Raw genomic sequence first — 13,562 nt, 5'->3', positions numbered from 1 at the left:
TAAATAATATGCCTTTATATACAAAGGAGAGATAGTCTTTGAGAACACTAATTATCTTTTCATCCTCTCATGGAACAACAGAAAAAGCAGCTCAATTACTTAAGAAACAACTTAACGGAGAGGTCGAATTAATAAACTTAAAGAAGTTATCAAACCCTCCTCTTTCCGACTATGATTCTGTAATACTCGGAAGTTCTATCTATGCCGGTTCTGTCAAATCAAAAGTAAAATAATTTATTAAACAGAATCAAAAAGCTTTAATGACCAAACGTCTGGGGCTCTTTCTTTGTTGCATGTTTGAGGGAGAAAAGGCCGCGCAACAATTTGAAACAACTTATCCTAAAGAATTGCGAGAACATTCTAAGGCAAACGGGTTGTTTGGCGGAGAATTTATGGTATCCAAAATGAACTTCATAGAGCGTCAAATTGTGAAAAAGGTTGCTGGGGCTACCAGCGATGTTTCTAAAATCAATGTTGAGGAAATAGAACGATTTGCAAAAAAGTTGAATGAGTGAATGACTCACGTTTATCTGACTTAGTCCTTTTTTATTAGTTCAGCAATATAATAAGTACATCCAACAATTAATCCGCTTAAGACAACTATCCCGAGATATATTGGTTTTAAGTAGGATTCTGCTACACCACCGCCGGGAAAAATAACTTCAGCGAGTGGCCCACCAAGCCAATAAATAAATACATAACATGATATCATTGTAGTTAAAATTAGTTTTAACATTAATTTGAGCCTCCTTACTTTAATTTTACGTTTTTTCACCGCTAATAATTTTGTTTCTTCTCTCTATATTAGGAACCTTTAATCCCCTTTTTCGGACTAATTGTTAATTTAATTTTCCCAAGCCTATCTCCTTTCAATATAACACATAGCTTTATACCCAAGCCTTCACCATCCGAAGCCCGTCTACGTATGCTGTAATTAAAGCTATTAAAAAGGCGGGAATTAAAATGAATGAATCCATCACTGAACGTACTCCGCAAGGCATCGCGGCTGAGATTAATAGGATCAAAACAACAGACCTATAAAATTATGCTTACCAATGCCATCAAGGTCGGCAAGCGCCTGAAGGAGGCCAAGGCCCTGCTATCCCAGCGCACAGCCAACAGGCTGAAACAGCTCTTTGAACAATATGAAGATAAACTGTTTACTACCAACGATGACGACGGCAGCTCAAATTCGCCAGCGCCGACGAATTTGACCCACTACCAGGCCCTTCTCCTTTTGGGGATTCTGGAAGATGAGCGGGAGAAATTTATCCTGCGAGTCCATTTTTCGCCAGTACTAACTATAGTTGCCACAGCCCAACCGACACGGGAACTCTTGTATTGACCGTCGCTTGAAACAGGATAGTAAACCCTATTCCATCTATAACAATCAGCACTCATATAAATATCGCTCCAATTATCCAATATATCTGCATCATAAGGTTCTCGACCGATTATCGGATAATTAATTCCACCCCCGGACCTAATATTCAGACTCGATACCTTACGTCGTTTACCGTTACATAGTAAGTTGCAAAAACCGGAATACATGTAACTACTAAGATAGCAATGTCATAGACAATAAAAGGATATTTAAAACAATCGTTTTTAGCTTTTTTCCTGATTCTGTTTTTAATGAACATCCCTTTTCAATGATTTTAAGCTCATTGCAATACCTATTACAAAAGTAACCAATAAAGTAAAAGTTCCCAGTGGGTAATTAATGAATGATCTTCCCCCCTCGTGAGGGCTGAAAATCACTGGGATAGTCCAAGGGAAAATCGTATTAAAAGGTGTATTAAGTATAATAAGGTTTAAAACCATCGCACAGATTCCAAGGATAATCGGGGGAATTATATTGCGTTTTGAAATACTTAACTGGGCTACGATTGGCACCAATGCAAAGTGCATTATGACCATTAAAATATATGCTTTCAAATATTTGATAACAACAACAGTAGTTAAAGGTTCATGCTTTAAAATAGCTCCAGATAATAATGAAAGTACAAAAGAAGAAGAAAGTGTTACTGATATTATCAAAAACATAACTATCAATTTACCAACAAAAAAATTAGACCTGCTAATAGGATAGGTGAATAAATTATTTATCATATGTTCTTGATATTCCCTAGAAAAGATGAAGCCTGTTAACAAAGCAAAAAAACCGATTCCTACAAGTAAATTAATAAGCATTACAGGGGTTAGTAGATAATCATTCCACACTACAATTGGATATTTTGGATTGATAGCGTAGATAAGAAACACCAAGAAATTAGGAATTACAAAGATTGTCGGAATAGCCCATAGAATTTTACAGTTTTTCAATTTTTGAAATTCTGTACTTACAATATTATATAACTCAAATAATTTTGGCATTATATCAATCCCCCGATGAGTTTTATAAAGTAATCTTCAAGCTTTTCTTCAATTAAACACATTTCCTCTACATCAATATTATTAGTTACTAAAACCCTGTTAATATTTATGGTTTCCTTGAGTCTTTCATATATCTTTATTACACCATTTTCTACAGTAAATTCTTTAATGTTTAAATTTTCCGTTAAACATTTAATAGTAGCTTTTAAATCACTGACTTTGATCCGGATATATTGCTCACTCTTTTTCATCAGTGAATTTAGAGTTATTTCTTCAAGTAAAACTCCTTTGTTAATAATTCCAATTTTGGTAGCCATTTGTTCAATTTCACTCAGAAGGTGACTTGATACTAAAATAGTAATTTTATCTCTTTTAGCAAGAGTAACTATTAGTTCTCTAATTTCCTTTATACCCACCGGGTCAAGACCGTTAGTCGGTTCATCCAATACCAAAATCTCTGGCTTATGTAATAATGTTCTTCCTATTCCAAGCCTTTGCTTCATACCTAATGAAAATTCTCCGACCTTTTTATTTCGAGCTTCTGATAGTCCAACTAAATGAATAACTTCTTCAACAGAGTCTCTTTTCTTTATGCCCATAAGCTTCCTGTGTATTTCGAGATTTTCCACTGCAGTCAGATTCTCATATGCGCCAGGATACTCGACCATCGAACCAATTCGTCTAAACACGTGATAATTTCTTTTCTTCAGTGGTTCTCCAAATAGTTCCACATGACCGGATGTTGGCTTAATTAATCCTAATATCATTCTAATAGTAGTAGTTTTACCAGATCCATTCTGACCCAAGAATCCATAAATATCACCCTGTGTTATATGCATATTAAGATTTTGAACAGCATACTCTCCACCGTATTTTTTACTTAAGTTAGATATTTTCATAATAGATTCCATGTAATACCTCCGTACAAACAGTGATTTCTTCTGCTAAAATATTCAATCTAATCGGCACACCAGTGCTAATAATTTTTTATATATTTTATCTGTACCAATCTTCCAATTTGTTCTTCAATATTTAGCACTAATTTTAGGTTGCGGCAGTCCCCCACGAAGTCCGCTGTTCCTCTGCTCGCTTTAGGATGTTTGACACGGTGTTCCCCTTGCGTGAAGGTGGCTCAGTTTCAGGCCCTGTGGCTCTCGCGGAGCATATGTTAGTAGTGCTAACATAATAGTTGACAACCCTCGCGACCTAATAAAGCCAGAAGGGTGTGCGTACTCATTGGACCATGCTTCTGCCAGGCCATCTTTAATTCTTTTTATGTAAAGTACCCTGCGGACTTACTTCTCTACGATAACTCAACACTTATCGTTTATTTGCATGGATGTTTCCTAAGATTGGGCCACAAATACTACACCAATCATAATGAGCAACGTCCCTATGGCTCGAAACAAGGATATATCCTCTTTAAAGACAAAATAAGAAAAGCATAGAATCACGATATACCCCAGACCTACAAACGGATATGCGTAGCTGAGTTCAACTTTGCTTAATACCTTAACCCAAAGAATAAAGCTCAGGCCGTACAAGACCACGCCGGACATCACTGATACATTTTTAGAAATAGCTAAGAGACTCTGGAGCAAATGAGCACTTGAGAAATCTAATTCTAAATGCTTGGCCCCGATCTTAACTAATAGTTGGCCAGTAGCTCCAAGAAGCACGGATATTATTATTAATAACATGTTTTACCCTCGCATTATTTTTACTCTCTCGATACCCATTACCGCATAAAAAGTCAAGCTCAACACAGTTGGAAAGGCATAACGGCTTTGTCCCTCCGTGATGAAATAAACCCCGGCAAACATAAAGAAGGTTATAATTAGGAAAAGACTTCCTTTATCCATACTTGAGCAAAGAGTAAACCAAGATTTCCTTTTGGGCTGGCGATTCTCAACAACCAGATAAAGATAAATTAAGGTATGCATAACAATACTAGCAATTCCAACTAGAAACAATGGCATTCTTAAAAGTTCGGAAAACAAAGACAAAAAAATTTTTAGGAGCGACGACAATCCGCTTCCATAAAATGTGTAATCGATATCTCCTCGTTGAATAAATGTCTTAGAGAGTCGCTTTAAACCTAAGCTGACAAATTCTATTGGGTGACTCAAAATCCATTCATTCGCGGCACGACTCAGCATTTTATTTTTTTGAGTAGGGTTTGCCGTACGATAATCTGACCTATTAACTACGGAGTTTTGGACGTCTTCCACCGGCATCCAACCGCTAAGTTTGTTTTGCGTGTTATTGTTGATGTAAAGGACAATCCCGCCATTATTTGAGACATAGGTAAACTCACCAATGAGCTTGTAGTTACGAAAAAGCCAGGGGGCTATGATAATCCCAGTCACGAGAAGAACAACCGCACCGCTTTTTAAGCTTTTCCATAATTCTTTATGCCACATGAAGTCCGTTAGGATAATAGCCATGGCAAATAGTGGGAAGTAGGGCTTTATCATGGTATTTAACCCCGTTATAACCCCCATGGACACGCACTTATAGTTTGTATCGACTAGATAAATATAAGTGCCGAGCAAAAAGAGGGTTGTAAACAGAACCTCGGATGCGAGAATGCTATTATAATAGATGTTCATTGGGAAAAGCACAAAAAGTACAAAGATTCGTTTGCGGAGTGTATTACGTATTCCTAATTTTTCGAGGATATGAAGAACCAGCATATTGTTTATTGTACTAAGAACCAGATTAAGTGCTTTCGCTACCCAAATCGAAGACCCCAAAAGCCAATAAAAAGGAGCTAAAAAAATAGGGTACCCAACTGTGGTGTAGGTATCTCCCCATTGTCCCCCATTGGCTATTTGAGTTGCTATTCTGTGATAATACTCAAAATCGGAAATAGGTTCTGTTCGTACCAAAAGAATCCAAAGTAAGCCTGCAGCCAATCCTAGGGTCAAAACCCAATAGTAAAAGGAATCCCGTCGTTTTGGTCCTAAGCCCATGGATGTTTCCTTATCTTTATAGACACCTGTAAACAAAGCACTACCTCATTTACTTTCTTTAATTTCCCACAAATCCGGCATAGATGCAGCTATTTGAGCTTAGAAGAAGGGCGCTACAATCCAACGAAAATTCTTATCCTATTATTTTCTGATTCCGCCCATATTTCACCATTATGAAGTTTTACAATACTTTTGGCTATGGACAGCCCTAGACCTGAGCCCCCGATATCAGACGTTCTGGATTTTTCCACCCTAAAGAACCGGTCAAATAGATGGGACAGATCTTCTTTATGAATCGTATCACCACAATTTTCAACCATTACTACCGTTAGCCAATCTCCTTGAGTAATTTGTATTTTTATTTCTCCAGGCCTATAACTGTATTTAATAGCATTGACTAGGATATTCTCAATCGCCCTAACTATTTTATCAGAATCAACTTCCACAACAACTTCGTTCTTAGGATATACTTTTGAAAACGTTGAATGATTTTCTTTAGCCATTAAGGATAATTCACCAATAACCTGTTCAATAAGTTCAACCAGATTAATTTTACTTTTATTTAACTGTACATCACCATTTGCAAGCTTGGTGTATTCAAACAAGTCTTGAATTAACAATTTAAGCTTTTCAGATTTTTTATATGCAGTATCTAGATACTCTTTCATTTGGTCGAAAGTTTCATATTTCTTATCTTTTACTAACCTTAAGTAGCCAATAATTGAGGTCAATGGAGTTTTTAGGTCATGTGAAACATTCGTTATTAATTCATTCTTTAGCCTTTCCGCTTTTCTTTCTTCTTCAATCTGATTTTTTAGTTGCTCAGACATAAGGTTTATGTTTTCCGCAAGTAAGCCCAATTCATCTTGGCCCTTTTTGCTTATCTGGAAGTCCAAATTACCTTTAGAAATCTCTAGAATGCCATCGCCGATTTCCTCAATATACTTAACCTTTCTTCTTAGAAGAAGTATCAATAAACTAATAAATACGGTAATACCCACACTTATTGCAAACAAAGGTTCTCTCCCGTAAGTCACTACTGTTCTCATTTGGGGAATACCTATTATGATAACTTGAGAGTCTATCGAATTGAATTTCATAGGGTATATACAATAAAAGTCGATGGGCTTCCCAGTGTAACTACCCAGTCGTATTTTCTTTATTTGTTCTAAGTCTAACTTGTTTTCGTCAATATTATCTGATTTGAGACTGATATTTCCTTGCCCATCAACGATTGCAATCTTTAATTGATAATAGTTCGCCAGTTTACTTAGGTAATCAGCTCCTGTCTCTTTATCATCGCGTCCAGCATAAAGTTGGTTAATTTCTACAAAGGCAGTATTTGAGTTGTTCACAACACCCATAACTCCACCGCTGTTATCAAAGCTTACTTCTTGTACCTGCCAATAAACAGTTCCTGAGACAATTAGACAGAAAATTATTGCCAGAGTAATTTCTCGATTTAAACTTTTTTGTATGCATTTAATGAACTTTAATGAAATTCTCTTTGCTCTTTTAAATATTGACTCCAGAATTCTACTTATCAACTTTATAGCCCACTCCCCAAATAACCTTTATATACTTTGGTTCTTTCGGATTTACTTCAATTTTTTCTCTAATATTTCTAATGTGAACAGCTACCGTATTATCTGAATTGCGAAAGGGTTCATGCCATACCTGTGTGTAAATTTTTTCTGAGCTTAATACTATTCCTCTATTTCTTGTGAGAATTTCAAGTATTGAAAATTCCAAGGGGGTAAGTTTTACTTCCATACCATCGACTATAACTTCGTGAGTAGTAGTGTTTATAGTAAGCCCGTTGATCTTTATTTCATTTTCTGATGTAGGTCGAAAATCATTTAAGTCTTTAAACCGTCTAAGTTGCGACTTAACTCGTGCAACAACCTCAAGGGGATTAAAAGGCTTGGCGATATAATCATCTGCACCAACGTTTAAACCTAAGATCTTATCAGTGTCTTCGTTTTTTGCTGAAAGCATGACGATAGGCATTTTGTTTTCTAGTCTAATTTTCATACAAGCTTGGATACCATCCATTCGTGGCATCATTATATCCAAAATGATTAGATCAATCTTGTTCCTTTCTAAGACCGCCAAAGCTTCTACTCCGTTAGACGCTGTTAGTACGTGAACTCCCTCACTTTTCAAATAGATTTCCAACAAGTTTCGAATATCCTCTTCGTCATCCACAATGAGTACGCTGTTATTGTTCATCATAAATTCATCCTCTCAAAACTTTAAAAGCAAGCATGGAATAAACTGCTTATTGTCGAAAATTCACACCCGTTCCGTGCAGATTAATATTAATTACACCGGTAGAACGAAATATCCTCCTAAACAAGAAACGTAAAACAACACCTATTCTCACTGCTCAATTTAAAATCCAGAAAACACATAATAACCATAAACAGACCGTAATGATAATGTGAGGATCCCTTACAACCAACCCTGAAGGATCTCCGCTTTCACCTTTGTGAATCAGAAATAGATAACGAAAAATACCATAAACAACTAAAGGTACAGTATAAATCAAGGCTGTAGTTTGATGAAGAGCAACAGTGCTAGGATCTACAGTATATACACTGTAAGAAATAATAACACCACCGGCAGTGATATCGATCAACTGTGTTAGTAACCCAAAATTGTAATTTCCTAAAACTGGTCGTTGGGCAACTGATCGTGCTGACATCACGTTTAATTCTGCAAGTCGTTTTCCGAACCCTAAAAAAAGAGTAACCATTAAACCAGAGAGTAATAACCAGCGTGAAGGCTCAATACCTAAACCCCATGTTCCCACGAAAATACGTAGCATAAAGCCAAAGGAAATTGAAAAAGCATCTAATATAACTATGTGTTTCAGCACTTTGGAGTAAACAATATTTTGAATGAAATAAGCGACTAGAAAGGCTAAAGTTATAGGGGATACTATAGAACCGAATACCAAACCGAAAGTCAAGCATACGTACAGGAGTAATTTCGCAATATATGGAGTGATTAACCCTGCCGCAAGGGGCCTGTTGCGTTTAATTAGATGTAAGCGATCTCTTTCTAAATCAATTAAATCATTCATGATGTAAACCGAGCTAGACACAAGTGAGAATGCAGTTACCGCTAAAATAGTTCGCAGAATTAGTCCTGAATTGCTCCATTGATTTGAAAAGATAATACCAATAAATATAAATAGGTTTTTGTTCCACTGTGTAGGACGTATTAATTGCCATAGAGCTCGTAGATTTCCTATTTTGGAGACTAAAGAATTTTCACTATATCCTATGCTTTTCAAGATTCCCTCTCCTTAACCATAAAGACTACTAGGTCTTATTTTACATGAGGTTTATGAAGAAATATTATGAAAGTTTCTGAAGAATTTATGAAGGTTTTATTCTTTGGGTCCTATACTGCACTGTACTAAACCGCGGCGCGGAGCCGCCTAACTAAGATATATAATTCAGGATATCATCGGGGATGTCTCAATGTGAACATTAGATATCACAATGATTGTGTTTTTCCCCTCAATGGGCCAATTGTGCTAGAGAAATAATTTCAAAGTTGTGCCTCTACTAATGGGATATTTTTATCAGCCATAAGTAATTGTGTTAAAGGAAGTAATTAGACAAAGTTGGAAAACTCGAAATAAATTTAATTTGTCGTCCTTTGGTAAATTAAACACTTTCCCATAGCTTACTTTACCCTAATAAAATACTTTTGCACCGAAAATCATACTGCAAGGTACCACAAAATAATTGTGGTGCCTTGCAGTATGATTTTCGGTGCAAACACATTTGCGTCAAACACAGCTAAAAGCTGTTAATAATGACTTTATGCAATAGTCCGAAAATTTTTCGGACTATTGCTGCAACTTAAGAGCCGCTTTACACCTTGCGTGAAGTTAATTATACAATTCTGTTGATATCAATAACTTCTCAATTAACTATGAGTATATCTCCCTTGGAAAACTCTAGTTGAAAGAGAAAAACCAAAATCCTGAAATGCTTCCGGTCATAAGTCTAGTATATAACTATAGTATCGTAAATCTCCAATATCAACTGCCTGTACGTGGCATTTTCTTTAAGCGTATCTTAATTTCAAGAAGTATTTGGCTAGCAATAAAAATCGAGGAATAAGCTCCACAAAACACCCCAATCAACATAGCTAAAGAGAACATTCTTGTGGATTCCCCACCTAGGATAAATACGGCAAACAGCGAGATTAAAACTGTTGTAACTGTGTTAATCGAACGACGCATGGTTTGCCAAATCGATTTGTCAACCATATCCTGATAGCTATCTCCACGCTTCATCTTAGGTTCGTTCTCACGGATACGATCAAAGATAATCACGGTGTCATTAATAGAGTAACCAACGATAGTCAAGATGGCCGCTACAAAGGTTGCATCGATTTCCCATTGAAACAGCGAAAAAATCCCAACAACCACAAAGACATCGTGCAATAACGCCAGAATTGCCGAGATAGCAAAACCAAACTGGAACCTGAACGTAATATAAATGATCATCATGCCCATGGCAATGATCAATGCATAAATAGCGTTTCTAGTAAGTTCTTGTCCCATGGCAGGGCCTACTTTATCCTCTTTAAGAGACGCCTTGTCATACTCTCCAACTTGGGTTTCCAAGGCAGTCAGTAATTCGCTTCGTTTTTCTTCTTCAAGGGCTTCTGTTCGAATCAAGGCGGTTGTGTCACTGTTAGACAATTGAACATGCCCTTCAAGCCCAACCGATTTCATCGTATCCGATATCGCGCTTTGTGACACTGCCTTATTGAAGGTCACATCAAGCATTGTTCCACCTTTGTAATCAATTCCCAAATTCAGCCCCTGCATGAACAAGGAAATAATCCCCGGGATAATAATTAAAAGAGAAATGGCAAACCACCAATACCGTTTCCTGACAATATTAAAATAAAGCGGATGTAGTTTCTGAACCTCTTCGTAGGTCGCTGAATGTCCAGTTTTTGTCATTATGCATCCCCCCTAACGCCAAACCAAAATGTTTTCATTTTCGGGTTGATTCCCACTGTCCAGCGTAAAACTTGTCTGGTAAACGTAATCGCAGTAAACAAACTGACAATAATCCCGATACCTAGGGTCAAGGCAAAGCCTTTGACCGAACCACTTCCAAAGATGTAAAGAGTTATTGCGGCGATAAGTGTCGTAACATGGGCATCAATTACTGTAATAAAGGCTCGGCTAAACCCGGACTCAACACCAGCCCGAATCGATTTCCCAGCCCGAATTTCCTCTTTTACCCTCTCATAGATAATAATATTAAAGTCCACGGCTATTCCAATAGAAAGAATGAAACCAGCGATACCGGGAAGTGTCAATACCACTCGGAACGACCAAAAAGCCCAAAGGACAATGAGCGCATATACTATTAAAGAGAAGTCCGCCACAACCCCTGGCAAGCGATAGAAAACAAGCATATAGAGGAAGATAAAAATTAGACTGTATATTCCAGCATGAATACTTTTGTTCAAGGAGTCAACTCCTAAAGATGCTCCCACCTGACGTTTCTCTGCAATACTCATGCTCACTGGCAACGAACCTGACCGCATGAGAACGGCATGATTCGCTGCAGCCTCCAAGGTTGCATACCCGTTGATATACGCTTGACCATTAAGAACTGGTGTATCAACTTTCGGATTCGTTAAAAGTTTCTCATCCAGATATATGCCAATTTGTTGCCCTAGATACTTGGTAGTTAAATCAGCAAACTTTTTGGCCCCGTCAGTTGAGAATGTTAAGTTAACGACAAAGCCACCCGCATTGGTTGGGTCCTGCCCTCCCTTGGCATCAGTTAGTTCATCCCCTTGCAAGAGAACATTTCCTTGAGTATCCCTAAACGTTAACTTAGCTGTTGTTTTAAGGATATCTACGGCCTTATCGGGGTCAGTAACACCTGCTAAGTCAACAATAATCCGTTTATTGTTATAGTCTGCTTGAACTATGGGTTCGGATACCCCCAGATCATTGACCCGCTTAGCAATAATCGCTTTGGCTTTATCCATATCCGCATTAGTAATTGGAACGCCGTTTTTATTAGGCTCGGCTTGTAACACCAAGTGCACGCCACCGCGTAAGTCAAGTCCCAACGGGATGCCCTTTACGGGATCCACCAGGGGTTTAATTGATAGTGCTACAGTTGTAGCCACTAGTAACACAAGCGCAACCAGTTTGACGATATTTCCCTGTCTCATGCGATGTCCTCCATTCTAATATAAGGGTACTTGCCTATGCCAAAACTTATTATTGTACCTAGTTTGTGCAAGTATCATTTTTTCAATGATCAGAAGTCTAAGATAGAATTCTAGGTTTACTTGATTAAATAAAAAGCATCCTGCAAAGGTTTGTAACAGCATGACACTTACACCTACCGTTTTTGAAGTATCAGAATTAGCTAACTGGGTATTATCGCTAATGGCGGCATGCTTAATTACTCCGTCCGCATTCTTTTCAAGAACTTTATTACTTTCATCCATAATAATCACTGTTTTAACGGTGTTTATTAATTCCATAGTAGAAGACTTTACATCCACTAATAGGATTAATGTTGTTCCAAATATCACAGAAAGTGCACATATAAAGGCTATAATGTAATGTTTATAACTTGTTTTAAAAGTTCTACGTGCTTGCTCCTTTTCAAGACCGGCAAGAATCAGTGCGAAGGCTTCTTCCGACGGTTCTATTTCATTTGTTTTACTCAAAAGCGCCCTTTTGATTTTGTTATCGAGTTCATGCATTTCCATCAAGCCCATACTCCTTTCTCTTATTAAAAAAAATATTTACCGTAGACGCATTAAGTTCCTTTTCCTTAAATGCGTCATGAAGCTGTATTCTGGCATTATAAAGTCTGGATTTTACAGTTCCCGGAAAACAGCCCAAAACCTTCGAAATTTTCTCAATGGTCATATCATTAAAGTAATAAAGTATGACGACAGTTTTCAATGGTAGACTTAATTGAGCTAAAGCTTCATGTACCATCATGTTAGTCTCGCTAGTATCCAATTCTGATTTAAAATTCACGGTTGTGCTTAATCCTTCCATGTTTTGATCACTCATGAGGAGAAGGTAGTTGTATTTTTTCACCATCCTCCAACCTGTTCTCACCAGAATCTTGTAAAACCATGCCTCAAAAGCTTCTGGGTTTCTAATGGTTTTTATTTTTTGGAAACATTCAATAAATGATTCCTGTACGATATCCTCCGCTATTCCTTTTTGGTTGGATATAAGGTAAGCAGTTACTAATGCCTTCTTTTTGTGCAATTGATAAAGCTCGCTGAAGCTATTCACATCACCCATCTGACATCGCTTTATTAGGTCAGTGTTCCCCACATCTTCCCTTCTTCCTTACGCTTTAAGTAGTTCTGTTATTAAACACGCTATCTGATGATAATTTCAGAACCAGGAGTACTTTGCCCATTGTCAGCGATTTTTAGAAAGATATGAAGCCTGACTAGGTTACCAAGTACATAACGTGATTAAGTACATGTTGCTTCCTATAATAAAAGTGTATTAAATATGGTAAATGGTTCACTTTATTATGAAAATTTTTACTGACAACACCATTACTTAGTGTTTTAGAATTATTAGTAGGAATATAAGGTTACCTCAGGAAGTCTATCAGGCAGTTCAGTGCAGAAGAACCCTTAATCACTGCTTAATTACCATAACAGCCGGAGCTCTGAATTTAAGGACTCTGGTAACCTTAGTTGGTTGTTATTAGTCAGTGTCACCTATTATATAGTAAATGTGTTTTTGCTCCGCTCACTTTTACATCTAATTCAGTTTCATATAAACTCTGGTACATAACATTTTTGTCTAGCAACGAACTGTGACTACCCCGTCCAGATATTTTACCATCCTTCACAACGATAATCTCATCTGCATTAATTACAGTGGATAACCTATGCCCAATAGTTATAACTGTGTGGGTTTTTGAGATTTCTTCAATACATTTTTTAATATAGTCTTGTGATTCATTATCAAGAGATGACATTGCTTCATCGAACAAAATAATTTTAGATTTTTTTATAAGTACCCTTGCAATGGTAAGCCTTTGTTTTTGACCCACGGAAAGATTTGTAGCATTTTCTCCAATAATAGAGTCTTATTTCTCCGATAAACTATCGATATAGTCATGTATGTATAAATGCCGATTTACAGGCTTCCCGTAT

The 13,562-nt window shown here is 37.1% G+C and carries 13 protein-coding genes and 2 pseudogenes; 2 read left to right on the top strand and 13 right to left on the bottom strand.

Features of this window, described 5'->3' with window-relative positions:
* The first annotated feature begins 38 nt into the window (after positions 1-38).
* Positions 39-515, top strand: a pseudogene (locus BUB11_RS28470) (flavodoxin domain-containing protein).
* A 20-nt stretch (positions 516-535) separates the two neighbouring features.
* Here the strand turns inward: BUB11_RS28470 and BUB11_RS20305 are convergent.
* Positions 536-736, bottom strand: coding sequence for a hypothetical protein (locus tag BUB11_RS20305; RefSeq protein ID WP_073031753.1), 201 nt, complete (start codon positions 734-736; stop codon positions 536-538).
* Positions 737-963: 227 nt separating this feature from the next.
* Here BUB11_RS20305 and BUB11_RS20300 point away from each other — a divergent pair.
* A pseudogene (locus tag BUB11_RS20300) lies at positions 964-1,279 on the top strand (DUF3102 domain-containing protein); the annotation flags it as partial.
* 353 nt (positions 1,280-1,632) lie between these two features.
* On the opposite strand, the gene BUB11_RS20295 reads toward BUB11_RS20300, so the two are convergent.
* The 12 genes from BUB11_RS20295 to BUB11_RS28465 all read right to left on the bottom strand — a co-directional run bounded on the left by BUB11_RS20295 (position 1,633) and on the right by BUB11_RS28465 (position 13,459).
* The gene (locus BUB11_RS20295; protein WP_073031752.1) at positions 1,633-2,376 is read right to left on the bottom strand and encodes an ABC transporter permease; all 744 of its coding nucleotides are present in this window, start codon (positions 2,374-2,376) and stop codon (positions 1,633-1,635) included.
* Positions 2,376-3,287, bottom strand: coding sequence for an ABC transporter ATP-binding protein (locus tag BUB11_RS20290; RefSeq protein WP_073031751.1), 912 nt, complete (start codon positions 3,285-3,287; stop codon positions 2,376-2,378). The genes BUB11_RS20295 and BUB11_RS20290 overlap by 1 nt, the downstream gene beginning before the upstream one ends.
* 435 nt (positions 3,288-3,722) lie before the next feature.
* The gene (locus BUB11_RS20285) at positions 3,723-4,076 is read right to left on the bottom strand and encodes an SMR family transporter (RefSeq protein ID WP_073031750.1); all 354 of its coding nucleotides are present in this window, start codon (positions 4,074-4,076) and stop codon (positions 3,723-3,725) included.
* 3 nt (positions 4,077-4,079) lie between these two features.
* The gene (locus BUB11_RS20280; protein ID WP_242947623.1) at positions 4,080-5,387 is read right to left on the bottom strand and encodes a hypothetical protein; all 1,308 of its coding nucleotides are present in this window, start codon (positions 5,385-5,387) and stop codon (positions 4,080-4,082) included.
* A gap of 77 nt (positions 5,388-5,464) precedes the next feature.
* Complete coding sequence (locus BUB11_RS20275) at positions 5,465-6,898, bottom strand: sensor histidine kinase (protein WP_073031749.1); 1,434 nt, start codon at positions 6,896-6,898, stop codon at positions 5,465-5,467.
* Entirely contained in the window at positions 6,888-7,583 is a 696-nt protein-coding gene (locus tag BUB11_RS20270; RefSeq protein ID WP_073031831.1) for a response regulator transcription factor, read from the bottom strand. The genes BUB11_RS20275 and BUB11_RS20270 overlap by 11 nt, the downstream gene beginning before the upstream one ends.
* Positions 7,584-7,740: 157 nt before the next feature.
* Entirely contained in the window at positions 7,741-8,652 is a 912-nt protein-coding gene (locus tag BUB11_RS20265) for a decaprenyl-phosphate phosphoribosyltransferase (protein ID WP_242947622.1), read from the bottom strand.
* 759 nt (positions 8,653-9,411) lie between these two features.
* Positions 9,412-10,347 (bottom strand): protein translocase subunit SecF, encoded by a 936-nt coding sequence (secF, locus tag BUB11_RS20260; RefSeq protein WP_073031747.1) that lies wholly within the window; start codon positions 10,345-10,347, stop codon positions 9,412-9,414.
* Positions 10,347-11,585, bottom strand: coding sequence for a protein translocase subunit SecD (gene secD, locus BUB11_RS20255; protein WP_073031745.1), 1,239 nt, complete (start codon positions 11,583-11,585; stop codon positions 10,347-10,349). Before secD ends, secF begins: the two co-directional genes overlap by 1 nt.
* 15 nt (positions 11,586-11,600) lie before the next feature.
* A complete protein-coding gene (locus BUB11_RS20250) occupies positions 11,601-12,134 on the bottom strand; it encodes a hypothetical protein (protein WP_073031743.1) in 534 nt (177 codons plus the stop codon).
* Positions 12,121-12,720 (bottom strand): RNA polymerase sigma factor, encoded by a 600-nt coding sequence (locus BUB11_RS20245; RefSeq protein ID WP_073031741.1) that lies wholly within the window; start codon positions 12,718-12,720, stop codon positions 12,121-12,123. Before BUB11_RS20245 ends, BUB11_RS20250 begins: the two co-directional genes overlap by 14 nt.
* Positions 12,721-13,117: 397 nt before the next feature.
* Positions 13,118-13,459 (bottom strand): ATP-binding cassette domain-containing protein, encoded by a 342-nt coding sequence (locus BUB11_RS28465; protein ID WP_073031739.1) that lies wholly within the window; start codon positions 13,457-13,459, stop codon positions 13,118-13,120.
* Between the last annotated feature and the right edge of the window lie 103 nt (positions 13,460-13,562).

The organism is Desulfosporosinus lacus DSM 15449 (assembly GCF_900129935.1).
Taxonomy (GTDB): Bacteria; Bacillota; Desulfitobacteriia; order Desulfitobacteriales; family Desulfitobacteriaceae; genus Desulfosporosinus; species Desulfosporosinus lacus.
The sequence above is the reverse complement of the archived record's forward strand: the minus strand, read 5'-3'. Positions and strand labels throughout refer to the sequence as shown.

Bases quoted from the DNA above. Each gene is read 5' to 3' on its own strand.
- BUB11_RS20270 (WP_073031831.1), bottom strand. From the start codon at position 7,583: ATGAACAATAACAGCGTACTCATTGTGGATGACGAAGAGGATATTCGA.
- BUB11_RS20290 (WP_073031751.1), bottom strand. From the start codon at position 3,287: ATGGAATCTATTATGAAAATATCTAACTTAAGTAAAAAATACGGTGGA.
- secD (WP_073031745.1), bottom strand. From the start codon at position 11,585: ATGAGACAGGGAAATATCGTCAAACTGGTTGCGCTTGTGTTACTAGTG.
- secF (WP_073031747.1), bottom strand. From the start codon at position 10,347: ATGACAAAAACTGGACATTCAGCGACCTACGAAGAGGTTCAGAAACTA.
- BUB11_RS20305 (WP_073031753.1), bottom strand. From the start codon at position 736: ATGTTAAAACTAATTTTAACTACAATGATATCATGTTATGTATTTATT.
- BUB11_RS20250 (WP_073031743.1), bottom strand. From the start codon at position 12,134: ATGGAAATGCATGAACTCGATAACAAAATCAAAAGGGCGCTTTTGAGT.
- BUB11_RS20285 (WP_073031750.1), bottom strand. From the start codon at position 4,076: ATGTTATTAATAATAATATCCGTGCTTCTTGGAGCTACTGGCCAACTA.
- BUB11_RS20295 (WP_073031752.1), bottom strand. From the start codon at position 2,376: ATGCCAAAATTATTTGAGTTATATAATATTGTAAGTACAGAATTTCAA.